The organism is Pseudomonas sp. Leaf58 (genome assembly GCF_003627215.1).
Classification (GTDB): domain Bacteria; phylum Pseudomonadota; class Gammaproteobacteria; order Pseudomonadales; family Pseudomonadaceae; genus Aquipseudomonas.
Map to the genome: position 1 here is coordinate 3,840,036 of NZ_CP032677.1, position 21,803 is coordinate 3,861,838.

The window sequence follows — 21,803 nt, forward strand, 5'->3', positions numbered from 1 at the left end:
AGGTACCCCGCCAGGCGGTCTACTCGGCGATGGCGTTCTTGCCAGCGTCCTTGGCCCGGTACAACGCCTGGTCCGCCCGGGCCAACAGCGCATGCTGGTCTTCCTCGTCCCGCCGCTGCACCACGCCATAGCTCATGGTCAGCCGGCAATCACCCACCGGCTCCAGCTGCGCCATCACCTGGCGTAAGCGCGCTGCCACTTCCAACGCTTCGCCCAGTGTGGTTTGCGGCAGTACGATCACGAACTCGTCACCACCCCAGCGCGCCAGCAGGTCCAGTTCGCGCAAGCAGGTACGCAGGTTTTCGACCACCCGCACCAGCGCTGCGTCACCCCGGGCATGCCCGTAGCGATCGTTGATTGGCTTGAAATCGTCCAGGTCCATGGCGATCAGCGACAACGGCTGGCGAAAGCGCTGGGCACGCTGGCACTCCAACTGCAAGGTCTTCTCCAGCCGGTAGCGGTTGGCTATGCGGGTCAACGCATCGCGCTCGGCCAACTCGCGGTTTTCGTCCAGCTGCCGTTGCAACTGCTGGTTCACCCAGGACAGCTCGCGGGTGCGTTCGGCCACCAGGCTTTCCAGCGACTGGTTCTTCTGTTCAAGCTGCGCCACCAGGCGCTTGCCGGCATCGATGTTACGGTGGGCACCGAGCATGCGCGCTACCGACCCGTCCTCGTTATGGGCAATGATGTAGCCGCTGTCTTCGACCCACAGGTAGCTGCCATCGTGGCAACGGCAGCGATACTCGACGAGGTAACGCTCGTTACGCTGATTGATATAAGCCTCGAAATGCGCCATCACCCGCGGGTAGTCGTCGGGGTGGATCACGCTTTCCCAGGTAAGTACCGAGTTGGCCATGGAATGGCTGGAGTAGCCGAGCATCGCGTACCAGCCCGGGTTGCGATAGACATAGCCGGTGTTGGCATTCCAGTCCCAGATACCATCGCTGATCAAATCGAACAAGGTATGCAGCTGCTGTTCACTGAAGCCGGCGTGAACCGGCCGGGTTTCCTGACTCATGGACGCTCTCCCTGATGCCCAGCAACTGCGCTCCGATCAAGGGGCTGCCGACAATGGTGGTAACTGCCGCAGGCGGCAAGATGGTGCTTTGACGGGCAAGCATATGCCCACCGGGGCAGCATCGGAATAGCTTCGCTAGCCTATTTTCGCGGCGCTCATGGCTGACATGGCCTTTGCCCGACAGCAATACCCATGACACTGATGTGTCAAAGTTGGCTGCCAACACAGGGTAACGGGGGGAGATAAGAAATGGCGTCCCAGGCAGGAATTGAACCTGCAACCTTCCCCTTAGGAGGGGGATGCTCTATCCAATTGAGCTACTGAGACGCAAGTACCGGCAGCGAACGCTGCACAGCAGGACGGCCAGCATGTTAACCAGCATACTGGCGTTTGTCATGCCTCAACCGGGCTTTTTCGCGTAATCCTTTTCTGCCTATGCTACACCTGCGTCAGCACACCTTCATCGCGTAGCAGCGCGAACAACGCAGTGACCGCTGCCTGCAGGGTGGTCGAGTTGTCCAGCACATGCACCGTGGGGTCGGCCACCGCCTGCAAGCGGGCGTTCCGCGCCAGACGCTGCTCGATTTCTTCGGTAGTCTCACGGCCACGAGCCAGCAAGCGCTGGCGCAGCACCTCGGGCCTGACCTCAACCTGCACTGCCAGCAGGTTGGGGTAACGCTGGCGCGCCTCAGCCAGATAAGCCCGCGAACCATTCACCAAAACCGCCCTACCCGCTGCCAGCCACTGGTCCACCTGCTGTGGAATGCCGTAAGCCAAGCCATTGGCTCGCCAGTACATAGCAAATGCGCCCTGCGCACGCAGTGTTTCGAACTGTTCGGCCGTGACCCCATGGGCGGCTTCGCCCTTGGCTTCGGCCGAACGGGTAATGACGCGGCGGGCGATTACCACCCCGGCGGCCGCCAGCCGCTCACGTGCAGCGTCGATCAGGGAATCTTTCCCGGCACCCGACGGTCCTATCAGAAATATCAACCGGCCTGTCCCTGATCGGTGGTCGCTTGCGTCATGTTGCATAGCCACTATGCTCTATGGAAGGAAACCGCGGCATTCTAGGGGCTTTCCTGGGTTTTTGCTGTGTTTTACCAGTTTTTGACGGCAAAAGTCTGACAGTTGGCCAAGCCGGTGCATGTAAAACTTTTCAAACCAGTGCTCATTTCTGATAATTGGTACTGGCACAAAGCCTTTATCCGGCTCACTATTTGTCACAGAATTGACGCCAAGGAAACGGCGACCATGAGGCAAGATGAGCATCCATTTTTCACTGACGGTTGAACATTTTGTCGTCGCCACGGTCGTACTTCCATCCCGTGCGGCCAATTTGAGAACCGCTTCCCCTGAACCAAAATCTGGTCAATTTATATGCGCCCAATGAAACAGGCTATTTATTCGAGCCGCACCGCTGACAAGTTCGTCGTCCGCCTGCCAGATGGGATGCGTGAGCGCATTGCCGAGGTAGCGCGCAACCATCACCGCAGCATGAACTCCGAGATCATCGCGCGCCTGGAACAGAGCCTTATCCAGGAAGGCGCGCTGGGTGACGAGCTGAGCATGCGCCTGGACAGCCCTGAACTGTCTCTGCATGAACGCGAGTTGCTGCAGCGCTTCCGCCAACTGTCCCACCGCCAGCAGAACGCACTGGTCGCCCTCATCGCTCACGATGTGGAAATGGCCGCGGACGCCTCCTGAGGTTTGCAGCGGATACGAAAAAGCCAGCCTAAGCTGGCTTTTTTATGGGCGACTATCAAGCCATAGGATCATGCAAGAAACGCGATGCTTTGTAAGAGCGGCCTTGTGTCGCGAAAGGGCTGCGCAGCAGCCCCAGCAACCTGAGCTTCACCACTGAAGCCTTAGGGCCGCTTTGCGGCGTTACAGCAGGAACACCGTAGCCAAGCCGAGGAAGATGAAGAAGCCGCCGCTGTCGGTCACTGCCGTGATCATCACACTCGCCCCCATCGCCGGGTCGCGCCCCAAGCGGGCCAAGGTCATCGGGATAAGCACGCCCATCAGCGCCGCCAGCAACAGGTTCAAGGTCATCGCCCCGGTCATCACTACCCCGAGTGACCAGCTGCCATACAGCCAGAAAGCCACTGCGCCAATCACTCCGCCCCAAACCAGGCCGTTGATCAGCGACACCGCCAGCTCCTTGCGCATCAACCGGCTGGTGTTGCCCGGCGATACCTGGTCTAGCGCCATGGCGCGCACGATCATGGTGATGGTCTGGTTACCCGAGTTGCCACCAATACCCGCAACGATCGGCATCAACGCAGCCAACGCCACCAGCTTCTCGATCGAGCCCTCGAACAGGCCAATCACTCGCGAAGCAACAAAGGCAGTGATCAGATTGATCGCCAGCCATGCCCAACGGTTGCGGAACGAGCGCCAGACCGAGGCGAAGATGTCTTCCTCCTCGCGCAGACCGGCCATGCTCAGCACTTCGCTCTCGCTCTCTTCACGAATCAGGTCGACCATCTCGTCAATGGTCAGACGGCCGATCAAACGACCGCCCTTGTCTACCACCGGTGCAGACACCAAGTCGTAACGCTCAAAGGCTTGCGCGGCGTCGTAGGCATCTTCCTCGGGCTGGAAGGACACCGGGTCGGTCGCCATGACCTCCGCCACCTTCTTCTCCGGGTCGTTGACCAGCAGGCGCTTGATCGGCAAAACGCCCTTGAGGATGCCGTCGTAATCGACCACGAACAATTTGTCGGTGTGGTTCGGCAGTTCTTTCAGGCGACGCAGATAGCGCAACACCACTTCCAGGCTGACGTCTTCGCGGATGGTGACCATCTCGAAGTCCATCAGCGCACCGACTTGCTCCTCGTCGTAGCTCAGCGCAGAGCGCACGCGCTCGCGTTGCTGGGCATCGAGGGTTTCCATCAGCTCGTGGACAACGTCACGCGGCAGCTCAGGCGCCAGGTCGGCCAGCTCGTCGGCGTCCATTTCCTTGGCGGCGGCGAGCAGTTCGTGATCGTCCATGTCGGCGATCAGCGACTGCCGCACGGCGTCAGAAACTTCCAGCAAAATGTCGCCATCGCGATCCGAGCGCACCAGTTGCCAGACCGTCAGGCGGTCTTCCAGGGGCAAGGCTTCGAGGATGTAGGCGATGTCGGCGGGGTGCAGGTCATCGAGTTTGCGCTGCAGCTCGACGAGGTTCTGGCGGTGGACCAGGTTTTCCACCAGGTCGTTGTGGGCACCTTCCTGACGGTGGGTCAGGTCTTCGACCACACGCTGGCGTTGCAACAGTTCGACCACCTGGGCCAGGCGATCTTGCAGGCTTTCTTGCGCTTTTTTTACTTCTACTTCAGTCATAGGCGAACTCCACTCCCAGCAGCGGAGCACGCCGGGAGAATCAATCGGTCAGATCTTTCGGTATGAATCGTGTTAGCGAGTAACTACTGGGTAAGTCCATGGTGGTTTTCCACAAGCCCCGGCGGGGCTGACGGGCGCAATCATACACTGCTCAAGCTGTCAGATCGCTTAAAATTTTGGCCGGAACAATCGTTTGCGTGATAAAGCTGGGACAACGCGCGAAGCTATCAGTGCGACGGTGGCTCTGGCGGTTAAAGCACATTGGTTGTGTGCCTGGATGTGTTTGTGGCGCCTGGGCGATTTGGGGCTGCTTTGCAGCCCATCGCCGGCAAGCCAGCTGCCACAGGTACCGCGCTGCTCTCTGGATTGCAGCGTCCCTGTGGCAGCTGGCTTGCCGGCGATGGGGCACAAGGCGGTCCAAGCTACACCACAATCATTACAGAAGAGCTTAGATCGGCAGGGCCAACAATTCAGTGGTGCAGAAAAACAAAAAGCCCGCTCAATTGAGCGGGCTTCTTGATGGGGTATGGCGGACTCAGCAGGATTCGAACCTGCGACCGCTCGGTTCGTAGCCGAGTACTCTATCCAGCTGAGCTATGAGTCCGTGGTGGTATTTTTAGACCAGATTACCACTGGTTGACTGAAGCAGCCTTGCAAGCAGAACCACTTCAAAAAGTGGCGGACTCAGCAGGATTCGAACCTGCGACCGCTCGGTTCGTAGCCGAGTACTCTATCCAGCTGAGCTATGAGTCCGCGATTGGCAGTTTTAAACCAGATACCGCTGGTTGACTGAAGCAGCTTTGCAAGCAGAGCCACTTCAAAAAGTGGCGGACTCAGCAGGATTCGAACCTGCGACCGCTCGGTTCGTAGCCGAGTACTCTATCCAGCTGAGCTATGAGTCCGCGATTGGTAGTTTTAGACCAGTTACCACTGGTTGATTGAAGCAGCCTTGCAAACAAAGCCACTTCAAAAGTGGCGGACTCAGCAGGATTCGAACCTGCGACCGCTCGGTTCGTAGCCGAGTACTCTATCCAGCTGAGCTATGAGTCCGTGTCTTGCCGCGCATTATAGGCCGCTGAAACATTTTTGCAAGAACGTTTTCGTTTAAAATCAACTACTTAGCGTTCTTACCGTTTACAGCGCCCTACGCAAATAATGGCGGTGAAGGGGGGATTCGAACCCCCGATACCCTTATGAGGTATACTCCCTTAGCAGGGGAGCGCCTTCGGCCACTCGGCCACCTCACCGCAACACGAGGCGAATATTAAACAGGATCTTCCTCGCTTGCAACCCTTTTTTTGAAAAAAACTTCAAAAAAATTAAAGGCTTGGCTCTTCATCCTTCTCTTTCTTGATCCGCAGGTAGATTTCCTCGCGGTGAACGGCCACTTCTTTCGGGGCACTGACGCCAATACGCACCTGGTTGCCTTTGACGCCGAGCACCGTCACGGTGATCTCGCCGTCTCCAATGATCAGGCTCTCGGCGCACCGACGAGTCAGAATCAACATAGCTTTCTCCTTACGTAAAACATTCAGGGGTAACAGTCTTGGGTGTCACGGCCTGGTCGTGGACGACGACTCGGCCCGGGTTACTCACCACACAGGGCAGGACAGGGCCTGCGCGGCGAGCAGAAACGCGAAGGGCGCGGCAAGCCGCGCCCTTCCAGGCAGCAAATTACTCGCTCTGTCGTGCAGGTGCGTCGAGTTCGAACGCGGTGTGCAGCGCACGTACGGCCAGTTCCAGGTACTTCTCTTCGATCACGACCGAAACCTTGATTTCGGAGGTAGAGATCATCTGGATGTTGATGCTCTCCTTGGCCAGGGCTTCGAACATGCGGCTGGCTACACCGGCGTGCGAACGCATGCCGACGCCCACGATCGAGACCTTGGCGATCTTGGTGTCGCCGATCACTTCACGGGCACCGATTTCGCGGGCAGTGTTTTCCAGCACGCTCTGCGCCTTCTCGTACTCGTTGCGGTGTACGGTGAAGGTGAAGTCGGTGGTGTTATCGTGGGACACGTTCTGCACGATCATGTCGACCTCGATGTTCGAGGCGCTGATCGGGCCGAGGATCTTGAAGGCCACGCCCGGGGTGTCCGGCACGCCGCGAATGGTCAGCTTGGCTTCATCACGGTTGAAGGCGATACCGGAAATGATCGGCTGTTCCATGGATTCCTCTTCATCAATGGTAATGAGGGTACCCGGACCCTCCTTGAAGCTGTGCAGCACGCGCAGCGGAACGTTGTACTTGCCGGCGAACTCCACCGAGCGGATCTGCAGCACCTTGGAGCCGAGGCTGGCCATTTCCAGCATTTCTTCGAAGGTGATCTTCTCCAGGCGGCGGGCCTGTGGCACCACGCGCGGATCGGTGGTGTAGACACCATCGACGTCGGTGTAGATCTGGCACTCGTCAGCCTTCAGCGCCGCCGCCAGGGCCACGCCGGTGGTGTCGGAGCCGCCACGGCCCAGGGTGGTGATGTTGCCGTGCTCGTCGACACCCTGGAAGCCAGCCACCACAACTACGCGGCCTTCCTTGAGGTCGGCACGAATCTTCTGGTCGTCGATCTGCAGGATGCGCGCCTTGTTGTGCGCGCTGTCGGTGAGGATACGCACCTGGTTGCCGGTGTAGGACACCGCTGGCACACCACGCTTGATCAGGGCCATGGTCAGCAAGGCAATGGTCACCTGCTCACCGGTCGACACGATCACATCCAGTTCGCGCGGAACCGGCTGATCGGTGATCTGCCTGGCCAAGTCGATCAGGCGATTGGTTTCACCGCTCATGGCTGACAGCACAACCACCAGGTCGTCGCCTGCCTCACGGTGTTTCTTGACCTTTTCGGCTACCTGCTCGATCCGCTCGATGGAACCGACAGAGGTGCCGCCAAATTTCTGTACGATCAACGCCATTTCAATGGTGCCTCAGCCCATACAGGGCCCCAAAAAACAATCCAACATGAAGGAGCGGGTGGCTACACCACCCGCCCCTTCATCTCAAAGTCCCTGCTCTGCGAATGGCACGGCCAGCGCCAGGGCCTGGTCCAGCGCAGCGACGTCGACGCCACCACCCTGAGCCATATCCGGACGGCCACCGCCCTTGCCACCCACTGCCGCAGCGGCTTGTTTCATCAGATCGCCAGCCTTGAGTTGGCTGGAGAGGTCCTTGGTCACGCCGGCCACCAGCACGACCTTGCCCTCATGCTCGCTGCCCAGCAGGATCACTGCGTGGCCGAGCTTGTTTTTCAGCTGATCGACCAGCGCCAGCAGGGCCTTGCCGTCCTGCCCATCCAGGCGGGCGGCGAGCACCTTGGCGCCTTTGACCTCAACGGCCGCGTTGGAGAGATCGTCCCCGGCGGCGCTGGCGGCCTTGGCCTGCAGCTGTTCCAGCTGCTTCTCCAGCTGGCGGTTGCGCTCGAGCACAGCCGACAGCTTGTCGATCAGGTTGTCGCGGTTACCCTTGACCAGTTGCGCGGCTTCCTTGACTTGCTCTTCAGCAGCGTTCAGGTAGGCCAGCGCCGCAGCGCCGGTCACCGCTTCGATACGGCGTACGCCAGAGGCCACGCCGCCTTCGCTGATGATCTTGAACAGGCTGATGTCACCGGTGCGCTTGGCATGGATACCGCCGCACAGCTCCACCGAGAAATCACCGCCCATGCTCAATACACGCACGGTATCGCCGTACTTCTCGCCGAACAGCGCCATGGCACCTTTGGCCTTGGCGGTTTCGATGTCGGTCAGTTCGGTTTCCACGGCGGTGTTCTTGCGCACTTCGCGGTTGACGATGTCTTCGAGCAGCTTGATCTGCTCCGGCTTCACCGCCTCGAAGTGGCTGAAGTCGAAACGCAGGCGCTGGCTGTCGACCAGCGAACCCTTCTGTTGAACGTGCTCACCCAGCACCTGGCGCAGCGCTTCGTGCAGCAAGTGAGTGGCGGAGTGGTTCAGCGAGGTAGCGTGCTGCACGTCGGCATCGACTTTGGCCTCGACCGGCGAACCGATCACCAGCGCGCCGCTGGCGACCACGCCATGGTGCAGGAAAGCACCACCGGTCTTGGTGGTGTCGCGCACGTCGAAGCGCGCAGCGCCAGCCTGCAGGAAGCCACTGTCACCCACCTGGCCACCGGATTCGGCATAGAACGGTGTGCGGTCGAGCACGACCACGCCTTGCTCGCCTTCGCCCAATTGGTCGACGGCCTGACCGTCCTTGTACAGGGCGATGATCTTGCCCTGGCCTTCGGTGGCGTCATAACCGAGGAACTCGGTGGCGCTGTCGACCTTGACCAGGCTGTTGTAGTCCATGCCGAAGGCGCTGGCGGAGCGGGCACGCTCACGCTGGGCATCCATTTCGCGCTCGAAGCCGGCTTCGTCGATGGTGAGCTCGCGCTCACGGGCGATGTCGGCAGTCAGGTCCATCGGGAAGCCGTAGGTGTCGTACAGCTTGAACACCACGTCACCCGGTACCACGTTGCCCTGCAGTTGGGCCAAGTCCTGCTCGAGAATGCGCAGGCCCTGCTCCAGGGTCTTGGCGAACTGCTCTTCTTCGGCCTTGAGCACGCGCTCGATGTGCGCTTGCTGGCTGTTCAGCTCAGGGAAGGCTTCGCCCATTTCGGCGACCAGGGCGGCAACGATCTGGTAGAAGAAGCTGCCCTTGGCGCCCAGCTTGTTGCCGTGGCGGCAAGCGCGGCGAATGATGCGACGCAGCACGTAACCGCGGCCTTCGTTGGACGGCAGCACGCCGTCGGCAATCAGGAAGCCGCAGGAACGGATGTGGTCGGCAACCACTTTCAGCGAAGCCTGGCCGTCATTGCTGCAACCGATGGCCTTGGCCGCCGCGGCCAGCAGGTTTTGGAACAGGTCGATCTCGTAGTTCGAGTGCACGTGCTGCAGCACGGCGCTGACGCGCTCCAGGCCCATACCGGTGTCTACCGACGGCGCTGGCAGCGGGTGCAGCACGCCGTCGGCGGTGCGGTTGAACTGCATGAAGACGTTGTTCCAGATCTCGATGTAACGGTCGCCGTCTTCTTCTGGCGAGCCGGGTGGGCCGCCCCAGATGTCCGCGCCGTGGTCGTAGAAGATCTCGGTGCAAGGGCCGCACGGGCCGGTGTCGCCCATGGTCCAGAAGTTGTCGGAAGCATATGGGGCGCCTTTGTTGTCGCCGATGCGCACCATGCGCTCGGCCGGCACGCCAACTTCCTGGGTCCAGATGTCGTAGGCTTCGTCGTCAGTGGCGTAGACGGTGACCCAGAGCTTCTCCTTGGGCAGGTTCAGCCATTTTTCCGACGTGAGGAAAGTCCAAGCGAAGGTGATGGCGTCGCGCTTGAAATAGTCGCCGAAGCTGAAGTTACCCAGCATTTCGAAGAAGGTATGGTGACGCGCGGTGTAACCGACGTTTTCCAGGTCGTTGTGCTTGCCACCGGCGCGTACACACTTCTGGCTGCTGACCGCACGGGTGTAGGCACGCTTCTCCGCACCGAGGAAGCAGTCCTTGAACTGGTTCATGCCTGCGTTGGTGAACAGCAGGGTCGGGTCGTTGTTCGGGATCAGCGAACTGGAGGCGACTCGGGTATGGCCCTGCTCTTCGAAGAAGCGAAGGAAGGCTTCACGGATTTCTGCGCTTTTCATAGGTTCTTCCACGGAAACGGCGGCCCTGTTGGGCAAACGCGTCGACGAAACGACGGCAAAGGGCCGCATTATATCGGTCCTGCAGTCTCGATGCAGTGTGTTTATACGATAGAAACCATCGTTTGGACGGTTTTTCGGGCTATGCAAACGAAAACGAGATGACCGGATGCTAAATCCTGCCTTTCGCCACTGGCAAGCCCATTACCGCTGATGAGGAGGGAAAATGGAACAGGCGGTGCATTAAAAGAGAAAAGCTGGCTGCCTCTGGTTAGCCCAACCGCTGCCCCGCGTCCGGCACGACCAGAATGCCAGCACGCAAGCCATTCTTCACCTTGGGGTTGGGGAAGATGATACGCGCGCCCTCTTCCTCCACCACCCAGCGCATCTCGGCCAGGTCTTCGGCAAGCAGGTAACCCTTGCTCAGTTCGGAGAAGTTTTCGATATCCGCCGGCAAGTGCAGGTGGAAGCTGTCGCTGTGCTTGATGATCTCGCGGGAGACACTGAACAACTGCAAGCCATCCAGCGAGCTTTCGCCCGCTGGCTCAGTGCCTTCGATGATGTGGATCAGCCGCTTTTCCAGCTTGTCCAGGTTGACCTGCTCGTTCTGGCCGAACGGGCGGGCCTTGCCCAGCTCCAGGGTAAAGGCCTCGGCCTCCAGCTGCTCGTAGGTGAAGGCACTGAAGGTGATGGACGACTTGCTCTGTAGCAACACTGCCTGCATGCCCGCTGCTGCCAGGCGCACCAGCTCGCGACGGGAATGTTTGCGGCCCTCTTTATAAGGGTACAAGGCGAACTGCTCGATTTTCGAGCCGCGGATAGCGGTATGCAGGTCGTAATGCAGGCGGCTGCGCCCCGGCTTGCTGAAAAACACCCGGGCGAACTGCTCCAGCTCGGCGGCACGCAATGCCTCGAAACCACTGGACTGTTCATGGCGCCCATTGAACAGGCGGTTGATGTCCTGCTCGATGAAACGCTCGCCCTTGCTGATCGCCGCCGGGTTGCCAAAGAGGAACAGCACCCGCGCCTTTGGCTTGACTTCGCCATTGGCCACACTGTGCAGCAGCCGCTCGAGCAGTTCGATCGGCGCCGTTTCGTTGCCATGGATGCCGGCGGACAACAGCAAATCCAGCCCGCAATCCTCGCTTTCAGCGGGGCGTACTTCAAGCGCACCCACCCCCAGCCAGCGCAAACGCGCGCCCTCGTGTGTCACTTGGGTCTTCTCGGCCGGCTCACGACCGGAGAGGGTCAGCTCAAGCAATTTGCCAAGGGCGAGCATAGGTACTTCCTTAGTGTTTGTGGCCGCAGTCGGGGCCATGAACGTGATCGTCGTCTTCACCGAGCTCCGCCGGTTCCATTTCCAGCTGCAGGCTGACCAAGTTGGTGGCCATCGGGCGCAGCAACAGGTTGGCGTACTCGCTGTCGTCTTCATCGACATCCACGCCGATCAGCAACTGGCCACGGCCGTCCTGCTGAATCCACACTTCTTTACCTTGCCAAACCACAGCAAAGCGGGTGCAGGAGGTTTCCAGCTGGGTGCCATCTTCATCTTCGAGGATCAGGCGCAGGGCGTCGGTCATTACAATTCTCTCTTCAAGGTTGGCGTTGGAACGGGTACACCGAGCCCAACTTCAGGATCTGGGTTAAATCATCCAGCGCCGTACGGCATTCCACCAGCAGCTGCGGGTCGGCCAGGTCCGCCTCGACGAGGCGATCACGGTAGTGCTTGTCGACCCACTGCACCAAGGTGTCGTACAACGGGGCGGTCATGATAACGCCTTGGTTGACCGCCGCCAGTTCCGTTTCCTTCAAGGCCACGCGCAAACGCAAGCAAGCCGGGCCACCGCCATTCTGCATGCTCTGCTTGAGGTCGAATACCTTGACCTCCTTCACTGGCCCGCCATGGCTGGTCAACTGGCCCAGGTAGGCCCAGACCCGTTCGTTATTGCGGCACTCCTCGGGCACCACCAGCAGCATGGAGCCGTCGTCACGGCTAAGCAGCTGGCTGTTGAACAGGTAGGAGCGCACCGCGTCCTCCACCGTCACCGCCGCCCGTGGCACACAGATGGCCTGGAAGTTACCACCTTTGCTGGCCAGTTTAGCTCGCAGCTGGTCAAGCACCGTGTCGGTCTCGAGGAAAGCGTCCTCGTGGTAGAACAGCACCTCGCCGTTACCCACCGCAATCACGTCGTTATGGAACACGCCCTGGTCAATTACTGCCGGGTTCTGTTGAGCGTAGACCACACCCCCTTCGCTCAGGCCATGCAGGCGAGCCACCGCCTGCGAGGCCTCCAGGGTTTGCCGGGCCGGGTACTTCTGCGGCGCCGGGTAGCGGCTGTCGAAGGCACTGCGGCCATAGACGAAGAATTCCACGCCAGCCTCGCCATAGGCACGGCAGAAGCGCGTGTGGTTGGCCGCCCCTTCGTCACCGAACTGGGCTACTGCGGGCAGCGCGGCGTGGTGGGCAAAGTGTTGCGCGCTGCTGAACATGGCGCCCAGCACACGGCTGGTGGTCGGGTGCTCGATGCTGCGGTGGTATTTGCAGTTGAGGTTGGCGGCGGTGAAGTGCACACGGCCATCCGCCGTGTCGGCACTGGGGCTGACCGTGGCGGCGTTGGCCACCCACATGCTCGAAGCCGAACAGCTGGCCACCAGCAACGGCATGGCCTCCTTCGCGGCACGCCGGATCACTTCGGCGTCGCTGCCGCTGAAGCCCAGGCTGCGCAGGGCGGCCACGTCCGGGCGCTCCTGTGGCGCCAGCACGCCCTGCTTGAAGCCCATGTCGGCCAGTGCTTTCATTTTCGCCAGGCCCTGGCGCGCGGCTTCGCGCGGGTTAGAGCCCTGCTGGCTGTTGCTCTGCGAAGCCACGTTACCGTAGGACAGGCCGCCATAGTTGTGGGTAGGCCCCACCAGGCCATCAAAATTCACTTCATAGGATTTCATCGGCAAGGCTCCGTGACCTGTTGTTATAGGGTGATGCCCGGCGTCAGGTTTGCCGGCAGGGCGAGGCTGGCGGTCTCCAGCGAAGCCACGGGGTAAGCGCAGTAGTCGGCCGCGTAATAGGCACTGGCACGATGGTTGCCACTGGCACCTACGCCGCCGAACGGCGCGCTGCTGGCAGCACCGGTCAACTGCTTGTTCCAGTTGACGATGCCGGCGCGGCTGCGCAGCCAAAAGTACTGGTAGCGAGCGTGGGAGTCGGACAGCAAGCCGGCGGCCAGGCCATACTGGGTGTTGTTGGCCTCATCGATGGCGGCATCGAAGTCGGCGTAGCGGATCACCTGCAGCAGCGGGCCGAAGAACTCTTCGTCCGGGCGCTCAGCAACAGCAGTAACGTCGACGATGCCTGGGGTCAGCAGGGCGGCATCGGCCTGCGGCTGGGTCATTTCCAGCAGCTTCACCGCCCCCTTGGCAGCCAGTTCGGCTTGGGCCGCAATCAGCGCCCGCGCCGCCTGCAGCGAAATCACCGAGCCCATGAACGGCGCTGGCTGTTCATCGAAGGCACCGACCGTGATGGTTTTGCACACCTCGACCAGGCGCGTGATCAGCGCATCGCCCCAGGCGCCCTGCGGCACCAACAGGCGCCGCGCGCACGTGCAACGCTGGCCAGCGGAAATGAATGCCGACTGGATGATGGTGTACACGGCGGCGTCTAAGTCCTTGACCTCATCCACCACCAGCGGGTTGTTACCGCCCATTTCCAGGGCCAGGATTTTGTCCGGGCGGCCGGCAAACTGCTGGTGCAGCAGGTTACCGGTGCGGCTGGAGCCGGTGAAGAACAGGCCATCGATACCCGGGCTGGCAGCCAATGCCACACCGGTTTCACGCGCGCCCTGCACCAGGTTCAGCACCCCTGCCGGCAGGCCGGCGGCGATCCAGCAGTTGACGGTAAGCTCGGCAACCTTGGGCGTCAGCTCGCTCGGCTTGAACACCACGCAGTTGCCTGCCAGCAGCGCCGGCACGATATGGCCGTTGGGCAGGTGGCCAGGGAAGTTGTAAGGGCCGAACACCGCCACCACACCGTGCGGCTTGTGCCGCAGCACCGCCGTGGCATCGGCCAGCGGGCCGCTTTTTTCGCCGGTGCGCTCGCGGTAGCTTTGTACCGATATCGCCACTTTGTTGATCATGCTGGTGACTTCGGTCGCCGACTCCCACAAAGGCTTGCCGGTTTCTTCGCCAATGCACTGGGCCATGGCTTCGGCATGCACTTTAAGCTGCGCCGCGAACTTCTCCAGCACATCGATGCGCGCCTCCAGGCTCAACTGCGCCCAAGCCGGGAAGGCCTGGCGCGCAGCCTGCACTGCAGCGTTCACCTGGCTGGCATCAGCGCCCTGCCCTTGCCAGACCACAGCTTGCGTCACCGGGTTCAGCGACTGCAGGGTTTCGCCCTGGCCAGCCTGCCAATTGCCTGCAATGTAATGCGTGGTCATTTACTGGGCCTCCCGGCTGGCCGACAGCGGCACGGCGCGCACGTTGTCGCCGGCGCCCATGCGCAGGCGCTTGGCGGTCAACGGGTCGACCACCAGGGTGCCGGCGGCCAGCCGCGCAGGGGCAGCAGTAATGCGGCAGTCGTCGCGCTTGCGGTTGTGGATGATGTAAGGGGTGGCGTCATCGCCCGGCGTGCCCACCGCCAGCACCAGGGTCTGGCTCTCGCGCACGGCGCGGATCTTGGCGGTATCGCATTCGATGGCCGGGCCGGCATCGAAGATGTCGACGTAGCCCTGATAGCTAAAGCCTTCCTGCTTGAGCATGGCCAGCGCCGGCTCGGTGTCTTTGTGTACGCGGCCAATCACGTTACGTGCCGCCTCGGACAGGAAGCAGGTGTACAGCGGAAACTTGGGCATCAGCTCGGCAATGAACGATTTGTTGCCCACGCCGGTAAGGTAGTCGGCTTGGCTGAACTCCATCTTGAAGAAGTGCCGGCCCAAGCTCTCCCAGAACGGCGATCGGCCCTGCTCGTCAGACATACCGCGCATTTCGGCGATGATCTTCTTGCCGAACAGTTCCGGGAACTCGGCGATGAACAACATGCGCGCCCGCGACAGCAGGCGGCCATTGACACCAGAGCGGTAGTCGCTGCGCAGGAACAACGAGCACAGCTCGGAGTTGCCGGTCAGGTCGTTGGCCAGGAACAGCGTAGGGATTTCGCGGTAGATCTTCAGCTCCTGCGAGGCGCTGACGGTCAGGCCGACCCGGTAGTTGTACCAGGGCTCGCGCAGGCCGACGGCACCGGCGATGGCACTGATACCAACCACCATACCTTCGTCGTTTTCCAGCACGAACAGGTAGTCGGTGTCGCCACGCTCGGCTTCGCCACGGAAGCTCTTTTCCGCCCAGCCTACGCGATGCCCCAGGCGCTCTTCGTTGGCCGGCAGCGTGGTCAGCCCGGTGGTGCCGGTGCTGCGTGCCAATTCGATCAACGCAGGCAAATCGCTGCTGCGTACAGGACGAACGATCATGCTATCTCCTTGTGCGGCGGCGGCGGCCGGCGCAAAACTCTTCTAACGCATCAATCCCGAAACGTCTGTTGCCAGACCTCAGACCGCGACCAGGCGCACGCTGGCACCCTCGCCCACCCCCAGCGCTTCGGCGGCGGCCAGGCTCAGGCTAACCGGCTTGCCCGGCACCCAATCCAGCTCCAGCAGCACCGCGCGGTAGTCTTGCAACTGGCCGTTGCACACCAGGTATGGGCGCCCGCCTTTGGCCGGGGCCTCCTCGATCTTCACCGGCACCACCCGGCTCTGGGCGATCGAGCGGATGCCCGAAGTGCGCGCATGCAGGGTTGGGCCGCCGTCGAAGATGTCGATGTAGTGCTCGGTCTCAAAGCCTTCGCGCATCAGGATGTCGAAGGTAATCTGCGCACGCGGGTGCACCTGGCCCATGGCTTCCTGCGCCAGGTCAGGCAACAGCGGCACGTAGATCGGGTAGTGCGGCATCAACTCGGCGAGGAAGGTACGGCTCTTCAGGCCGCACAGGCGCTCGGCGTCGGCGTAGTTGAGGTCGAAGAAGTTGCGGCCGATGGCGTCCCAGAACGGCGATTCACCCTGCTCGTCGCTGTAGCCGACAATCTCGGTCACCACGGAGTCGGCGAAACGCTCCGGGTGCGCAGCCATGAACAGCAGACGGCCACGCGAGTTGAGCTCGGCCCAGCCGCTGTTCACCAGCTCGGGCAACACATAGAAACTGGTCAACAGGCTGTTGCCGGTCAGGTCGTGACACAGCGACAGCACGTGGATCTTGTTGTGGATCTTCAGCTCGCGCGAGGCGTGCACGAAGGTCTCGTTACGAAAGCTGTAGAACGGCTCGGAATAGCCAGCCGAAGCGACAATCGCCGAGCAACCCGCCAGCCTTCCGGTTTCGCTGTCTTCGAGCACGAAGAAGTAGCTTTCTTCACCGTTGAAGCTGACCTCGGCGGCGAATGAAGTCTCGGATGCGGCGATCTTGTCGCCCAGGCGAGCAGTGTCGTCCGGCAGCGAGGTGACACCAATGGGGCTGTCTGCAGCCATGCGCTGCACTTCGTTCAGATCAGCCATTTGCGCGGGGCGCATCACCAGCATGGTGTCACTCCTTTGGAATACGGGCCGCTAACGGCGGCACGGAAAACGGCAAATGCACCGGCATTTGCACTGGAATCGGGTATCGCCGGCCCGGCCCAGGCGCGGGTTGAGCCTACGCGGTGACCGGCGAAGGGACCGCGGGCGAATTAGCCCTGGGTCAGGGTGGCCACAGCGCGCTCGAAGCGGTCCAGACCTGCATCGATATCGGCGTCTTCAACCACCAGGCTTGGGGCGAAGCGGACCACGTCCGGGCCGGCCTGCAGTACCATCACGCCTTCTTTCTCAGCGGCGTTGAGTACGTCTTTGGCCTTGCCTTGCCAGGCCTCGGTCAGCACGCAGCCCAGCAGCAGGCCAACACCGCGCACCTGGGTGAACAGGTTGTACTTCTGGCCGATCTGCTCCAGGCGGACCTTGAAACGCTCATGCTTGGCCTTGATGCCGGCCAGGGTTTCCGGAGTGTTGACCACGTCCAGCACGGCACAGGCGACGGCGCAGCCCAGCGGGTTGCCACCGTAGGTGGTGCCGTGGGTGCCAACGGCCAGGTGTTTGGCCAGCTCGGTGGTAGTCAGCATGGCGCCGATCGGGAAGCCGCCGCCCAGGCTTTTGGCGCTGGTCAGAATGTCGGGGGTTACACCGTAGTGCTGGTAAGCGTACAGCGAGCCGGTCCGGCCCACGCCCGTCTGCACTTCGTCGAATATCAGCAAAGCGTTGTGCTCGTCACACAGCTTGCGCGCGCCTTCCAGGTAGGCCTTGTCGGCCGGCACCACGCCGCTCTCGCCCTGGATCGGCTCGATCACCACAGCGCAGGTCTTGTCGGTAATTTGAGCTTTCAACGCTTCCAGGTCGTTGTATGGCACGTGGCTGATGCCGGTGATCTTCGGGCCGAAGCCGTCGGAATACTTCGGTTGGCCACCGACGCTGACGGTGAACAGAGTACGGCCGTGGAAACTGTTCACGGTGGCGATGATTTCGTGCTTTTCCGGGCCGAAACGGTCATGGGCAACGCGACGGGCCAGCTTGAAGGCGGCCTCGTTGGCTTCGGCGCCAGAGTTGCAGAAGAACGCACGGTCGGCAAAGGTGGCGTCCACCAGTTTGTGAGCCAGGCGCAGGGCCGGCTCGTTGGTGAACACATTGGAAACGTGCCAGAGGGTGTTAGCCTGCTCGGTCAGGGCCTTGACCAGCGCCGGGTGGCAGTGGCCCAGGGCGTTGACCGCAATGCCACCGGCAAAGTCGATCAGCTCGCGACCTGACTGGTCCCAAACACGGGAACCCTCGCCTCGCACAGGAATGAAGGCCGCCGGAGAATAGTTAGGGACCATGACCTGGTCGAAATCGGCACGTTGCACCGGGGCTTGCTCAACGGACATCTGAGTCTCCTGAAGAGGAACGCTGGCCTGGAAGTGGCGAGCGATGGGGGGATTGTAAGGACTGATCCGCGCCTGTCCTTGCGGCCAAGCGACAACTTGTTACAGCGCAAAACCCAGTTTTGACAAGGCTTTCGGCAATGCGACAAACACTGTCGCAATCGCGCAGTGTACGGGAGAGAGGGAGCTGGGTGAACGGGTGTTCACACAGGATTGTGAGGGGCGGGATGTCGGCGATGTCCGTGTGGCGCCCGTGAGATCGAGCGCCGCCCGCGCGGCGCTTCGCGGGTATTAGCCTTGACACTTTCTGCGCCTGTGAGATCGAGCGCCGCCCGCGCGGCGCTTCGCGGGGCAAGCCCGCTCCCACATTTGTTGCAACGTGGCCATGTCTGTTGGAGAGGCGTTGCCCGCCTTGGTGCATGGCTTGAGGCAGGTGGGGCGGCAGCAGCGCCAGCCGAGAAATCAGGCCAGGGCAACCAGGCTGACAACCATGGCCTGACAGGTTCGGCACGTTGCAACAAATGTGGGAGCGGGCTTGTCCCGCGAAGCGCCGCGCGGGCGGCGCTCGATTTCCGCCCCACCCTCACCCCCAAGGCATACGCCCCGAATCCACCCGAAACCTCAACCCTTTTCAGCAGGCGCCGAACTCAATTCAAACGGGCTGCTGCTACGCCGCTGGTTGCGGTCTTCCCGCGGCGTGGCGCCAAAGAAATTGCGGTAGGCACTGGAAAAATGCGGCCCCGAGGAAAAACCACAGGACAACCCAATCTGGATGATCGACTTGCTGGTCTGCATCAGCATCTGCCGCGCCTTGTTCAGCCGCAGCTCCAGGTAATACTGGCTCGGCACGCGGTTCAGGTACTGCTTGAAAATGCGCTCCAGCTGCCGGCGCGACACGCACACGTGCTGGGCAATTTCGTCAGTGGTCAGCGGCTCTTCAATGTTGGCTTCCATCAACAGCACTGCCTGGGTCAGCTTGGGGTGGCTGGAACCCAGGCGGTTCTGCAACGGAATACGCTGGCGCTCGCCACCCTCACGAATGCGCTCGACCACCAGCTCCTCCGACACCGCCCCTGCCAGCTCCGCCCCGTGATCACGGGCCAACACTGCCAGCAACAGGTCGGTCACGGCCATGCCACCACAGGCGGTCAGCCGATCGCGGTCCCAGTCGAACAAGTGGCTGGTGGCGATAACCTTGGGGAAGCGCTCGGCAAAATCATCCTGCCAACGCCAGTGCACCGCAGCGCGATAGCCGTCGAGCAGGCCGAGCATCGCCAGCGGATAAACCCCGGCAGACAGGCCGCCGACCATGCAGCCGCTGCGCGCCAACTGCTTGAGCGCCGCGGCCAACGCCGCACCCACCACAAGCGGCTGCTCGTCCGCCACCAGAAACAGCTTTTGGCAGCCCTCCAGGCGGCCATTCCAGGCCTCGCCCGGCAAGCGCCAACTGCCATCCTGGGCCGGCTCTGCCTGCAGGAAAGCCAGCTCGTAGACCACATCCGGGTGCACCCGCTGCGCCACCAGCAACACTTCCTCGGCCAGCGCCAGAGTCAAGGGCCTGGTGCTGGGCCAGATGAGAAAACCGATTCGCTGGGTGGTCATAGGGTACGGTCCGAAACCTGAGGTCGTTCGAGTCTGTGCGCCGGGTCAGGCTGCGCTTCGCCGCGCAGCATGCCCTATTCTGGTGCGAAAAAGCAGCTTTTACTTCAGGCTGCCGGAGAGGAACTGCTTCAGACGCTCCGACTGCGGGTTGGCCAGCACTTCGCGCGGGCAACCGGTTTCTTCTACCAGGCCTTTGTGCAGGAACACCAGCTGATTGGACACCTCGCGGGCAAAGCCCATTTCGTGGGTCACCACCACCATGGTCCGGCCTTCCTGGGCCAGGGCCTGCATCACCTTGAGCACATCCCCTACCAGCTCGGGGTCGAGCGCCGAGGTGGGCTCGTCGAACAGCATAACCTCGGGCTCCATGGCCAGCGCCCGGGCAATCGCCACACGCTGCTGCTCGCCACCGGACATGTGCCCTGGGAAGGCATCCTTGCGATGGGCCACACCCACCTTGGCCAGGTAGTGCTCGGCCTTTTCCAGGGCTTCCTTCTTGTTTACGCCCAGCACGTGCACTGGCGCTTCGATGATGTTTTCCAACGCGGTCATGTGCGACCACAGGTTGAAATGCTGAAACACCATCGACAGGCGCGAGCGCATGCGCTGCAACTGACGCGGGTCGGCGGCCTTCAGCGCGCCATCCTTGCCAGGTACCAGCTTCAACTCTTCGTTATTGAGCAGGATCTTGCCAGCATGCGGCTGCTCCAACAGGTTGATGCAGCGCAGGAAGGTCGATTTGCCCGAACCACTGGAGCCGATAATGCTGATGACATCGCCGGCCTTGGCCGACAGGGACACGCCCTTGAGCACTTCATGGCTGCCGTAGCGCTTGTGCAGGTCTTGGACTTCGAGTTTGTACATGTCGATTCTCACAAAGCGGTCAGTGCTTGCGCGGCGCCAGGTAGCCGAGCCAGCGGCGTTCGGCCATCTTGAACAAGCGCACCAGGATGAAGGTCAGGCACAGGTAGAACACGCCCGCCGTGATATAGGCCTCGAAAGGCAGGTAGTACTGGGCATTGACCGTGCGCGCGGCACCGGTGATGTCGATCAGGGTAACGATCGACGCCAGGCTGGTGGTCTGCAGCATCATGATCACTTCGTTGCTGTACTGCGGCAGCGCCCGGCGCAGGGCCGATGGCAGCAGAATGCGGCGGTACATCTTCATGCGCGACATGCCCATGGCCTTGGCCGCCTCGATCTCGCCATGCGGCGTGGCCTTGAGGCTGCCGGCGATAATTTCTGCGGTATAGGCGCTGGTATTGATGCCGAACGCCAGGCAGGCACAGAAGGTGGCGCTGGACAGCAACGGCCAGAAGATGCTGCCGCGTACCGCTTCGAACTGGGCCAGGCCGTAGTAGATCAGAAACAGCTGCACCAGCATTGGTGTGCCACGAATCACGTAGGTGTAGAGCCACGCGGCCAGGTTGACCACGGGCTGCTTCGACACCCGCATCAAGCCCAGCGGGATAGCCGCCAGCAAGCCGAAGAACAGCGAAATCGCCAGCAGCTTGAGGGTAGTCAGCAAGCCACCTAGGTACAGTGGCAGGGCATCCCAGACGACGTTGTAGTCGAAAATCATAGCTCAACCACCTTGACGCCCACCGAGTAGCGCTTTTCGAGATACTTCAGAGCCAGCAGCGAAACACTGGTCAACACCAGGTAAAGGGCCGCCACCGCCAGGAAAAAGGTGAAGGGTTCGCGAGTGGCATCCGCCGCCTGCTTGGCCTTGAACATCATGTCCTGCAGGCCGACCACCGAAATCAGTGCCGTGGCCTTGGTCAGCACCAGCCAGTTGTTGGTGAAGCCCGGAATCGCCAGGCGGATCATCTGCGGCACCTGAATGCGGAAGAATACCTGGCGGTTGCTCATGCCATAGGCCACACCGGCTTCGGCCTGACCCTTGGGAATACCGAGGAAGGCGCCGCGGAAGGTTTCCGACAGGTACGCGCCAAAAATGAAGCCCAGCGTGCCGATACCGGCCACCAGCGGGTTCAGGTCTATGTAGTCGTCGTAGCCCACCAGCGGCGCGACACGGTTGATGATGTCCTGCCCGCCATAGAAGATCAGCAGGATCAGGACCAGGTCCGGTATGCCACGGATCACCGTGGAATACAGATCGCCCAGCCAGGCTAACCAGCGCACCGGCGACAAGCGCAGCGCCACACCGATCAGGCCGAGCACGATGGCCAGGGCCATCGACGACAAGGCAAGCTGTAGCGTCAGCCACGCCCCGTCGAGGATGACTGCCCCGTAGCCTTTCAACATGATGAGGTCCTCGACCTAGAGAATGAAAAATGGTGCAAACCTCAGAGCCTC

19 protein-coding genes and 6 tRNA genes are annotated in these 21,803 nt (G+C 61.5%); 1 reads left to right on the forward strand and 24 read right to left on the reverse strand.

Going from position 1 to position 21,803, the window contains the following annotated elements:
• Positions 1-19: 19 nt before the first annotated feature.
• From DV532_RS17855 to DV532_RS17870, 4 genes are all read right to left on the reverse strand, one after another.
• Complete coding sequence (locus DV532_RS17855; RefSeq protein ID WP_056805052.1) at positions 20-1,018, reverse strand: diguanylate cyclase; 999 nt, start codon at positions 1,016-1,018, stop codon at positions 20-22.
• Between the two features lie 250 nt (positions 1,019-1,268).
• A tRNA-Arg gene (locus DV532_RS17860) sits at positions 1,269-1,345 on the reverse strand.
• 111 nt (positions 1,346-1,456) lie between these two features.
• On the reverse strand, positions 1,457-2,050 hold the full coding sequence (gene phnN / locus DV532_RS17865) for a phosphonate metabolism protein/1,5-bisphosphokinase (PRPP-forming) PhnN (RefSeq protein ID WP_056805049.1): 594 nt from the start codon (positions 2,048-2,050) through the stop codon (positions 1,457-1,459).
• Between the two features lie 12 nt (positions 2,051-2,062).
• Positions 2,063-2,326 (reverse strand): hypothetical protein, encoded by a 264-nt coding sequence (locus DV532_RS17870; RefSeq protein WP_156676004.1) that lies wholly within the window; start codon positions 2,324-2,326, stop codon positions 2,063-2,065.
• Between the two features lie 69 nt (positions 2,327-2,395).
• Between DV532_RS17870 and DV532_RS17875 the strand changes: the two genes are divergently transcribed.
• Positions 2,396-2,722, forward strand: coding sequence for an Arc family DNA-binding protein (locus DV532_RS17875; protein ID WP_003254499.1), 327 nt, complete (start codon positions 2,396-2,398; stop codon positions 2,720-2,722).
• Positions 2,723-2,902: 180 nt separating this feature from the next.
• On the opposite strand, the gene mgtE is transcribed toward DV532_RS17875, so the two are convergent.
• The 20 genes from mgtE to DV532_RS17975 form a co-directional block, all read right to left on the reverse strand.
• The gene (gene mgtE / locus DV532_RS17880) at positions 2,903-4,345 is read right to left on the reverse strand and encodes a magnesium transporter (RefSeq protein ID WP_056805046.1); all 1,443 of its coding nucleotides are present in this window, start codon (positions 4,343-4,345) and stop codon (positions 2,903-2,905) included.
• 527 nt (positions 4,346-4,872) lie between these two features.
• Positions 4,873-4,949 (reverse strand) — tRNA-Arg (locus DV532_RS17885).
• A 72-nt stretch (positions 4,950-5,021) separates the two neighbouring features.
• Positions 5,022-5,098 (reverse strand) — tRNA-Arg (locus DV532_RS17890).
• 72 nt (positions 5,099-5,170) lie between these two features.
• A tRNA-Arg gene (locus tag DV532_RS17895) sits at positions 5,171-5,247 on the reverse strand.
• A 71-nt stretch (positions 5,248-5,318) separates the two neighbouring features.
• Positions 5,319-5,395: transfer RNA gene (locus DV532_RS17900), tRNA-Arg, on the reverse strand.
• Positions 5,396-5,501: 106 nt separating this feature from the next.
• Positions 5,502-5,592 (reverse strand) — tRNA-Ser (locus tag DV532_RS17905).
• A gap of 72 nt (positions 5,593-5,664) precedes the next feature.
• Complete coding sequence (gene csrA / locus DV532_RS17910) at positions 5,665-5,853, reverse strand: carbon storage regulator CsrA (RefSeq protein ID WP_003254503.1); 189 nt, start codon at positions 5,851-5,853, stop codon at positions 5,665-5,667.
• A 166-nt stretch (positions 5,854-6,019) separates the two neighbouring features.
• Complete coding sequence (locus DV532_RS17915; RefSeq protein ID WP_056805036.1) at positions 6,020-7,255, reverse strand: aspartate kinase; 1,236 nt, start codon at positions 7,253-7,255, stop codon at positions 6,020-6,022.
• 84 nt (positions 7,256-7,339) lie between these two features.
• Complete coding sequence (gene alaS / locus DV532_RS17920) at positions 7,340-9,964, reverse strand: alanine--tRNA ligase (protein WP_056805033.1); 2,625 nt, start codon at positions 9,962-9,964, stop codon at positions 7,340-7,342.
• 268 nt (positions 9,965-10,232) lie between these two features.
• Positions 10,233-11,240 (reverse strand): succinylglutamate desuccinylase, encoded by a 1,008-nt coding sequence (gene astE / locus DV532_RS17925; RefSeq protein ID WP_056805030.1) that lies wholly within the window; start codon positions 11,238-11,240, stop codon positions 10,233-10,235.
• A 10-nt stretch (positions 11,241-11,250) separates the two neighbouring features.
• A complete protein-coding gene (locus DV532_RS17930) occupies positions 11,251-11,541 on the reverse strand; it encodes a hypothetical protein (RefSeq protein ID WP_056805028.1) in 291 nt (96 codons plus the stop codon).
• Between the two features lie 13 nt (positions 11,542-11,554).
• Complete coding sequence (astB, locus tag DV532_RS17935; protein ID WP_056805026.1) at positions 11,555-12,904, reverse strand: N-succinylarginine dihydrolase; 1,350 nt, start codon at positions 12,902-12,904, stop codon at positions 11,555-11,557.
• 23 nt (positions 12,905-12,927) lie between these two features.
• Complete coding sequence (astD, locus tag DV532_RS17940) at positions 12,928-14,391, reverse strand: succinylglutamate-semialdehyde dehydrogenase (RefSeq protein ID WP_056805024.1); 1,464 nt, start codon at positions 14,389-14,391, stop codon at positions 12,928-12,930.
• The gene (astA, locus tag DV532_RS17945) at positions 14,392-15,420 is read right to left on the reverse strand and encodes an arginine N-succinyltransferase (protein ID WP_056805023.1); all 1,029 of its coding nucleotides are present in this window, start codon (positions 15,418-15,420) and stop codon (positions 14,392-14,394) included. It lies immediately after the preceding gene.
• A 78-nt stretch (positions 15,421-15,498) separates the two neighbouring features.
• On the reverse strand, positions 15,499-16,518 hold the full coding sequence (gene aruF / locus DV532_RS17950; RefSeq protein WP_056805022.1) for an arginine/ornithine succinyltransferase subunit alpha: 1,020 nt from the start codon (positions 16,516-16,518) through the stop codon (positions 15,499-15,501).
• A 146-nt stretch (positions 16,519-16,664) separates the two neighbouring features.
• Entirely contained in the window at positions 16,665-17,885 is a 1,221-nt protein-coding gene (locus DV532_RS17955; RefSeq protein ID WP_056805020.1) for an aspartate aminotransferase family protein, read from the reverse strand.
• A gap of 618 nt (positions 17,886-18,503) precedes the next feature.
• Positions 18,504-19,484 carry a transcriptional regulator ArgR gene (argR, locus tag DV532_RS17960; protein WP_056805018.1) on the reverse strand — a complete coding sequence of 327 codons (981 nt, stop codon included), beginning with the start codon at positions 19,482-19,484 and terminating at the stop codon, positions 18,504-18,506.
• A 99-nt stretch (positions 19,485-19,583) separates the two neighbouring features.
• Complete coding sequence (locus tag DV532_RS17965; protein ID WP_056805015.1) at positions 19,584-20,348, reverse strand: ABC transporter ATP-binding protein; 765 nt, start codon at positions 20,346-20,348, stop codon at positions 19,584-19,586.
• 19 nt (positions 20,349-20,367) lie between these two features.
• Positions 20,368-21,066 carry an ABC transporter permease gene (locus tag DV532_RS17970; RefSeq protein ID WP_056805014.1) on the reverse strand — a complete coding sequence of 233 codons (699 nt, stop codon included), beginning with the start codon at positions 21,064-21,066 and terminating at the stop codon, positions 20,368-20,370.
• Positions 21,063-21,752, reverse strand: coding sequence for an ABC transporter permease (locus DV532_RS17975; protein ID WP_056805011.1), 690 nt, complete (start codon positions 21,750-21,752; stop codon positions 21,063-21,065). Before DV532_RS17975 ends, DV532_RS17970 begins: the two co-directional genes overlap by 4 nt.
• Positions 21,753-21,803: the final 51 nt, after the last annotated feature.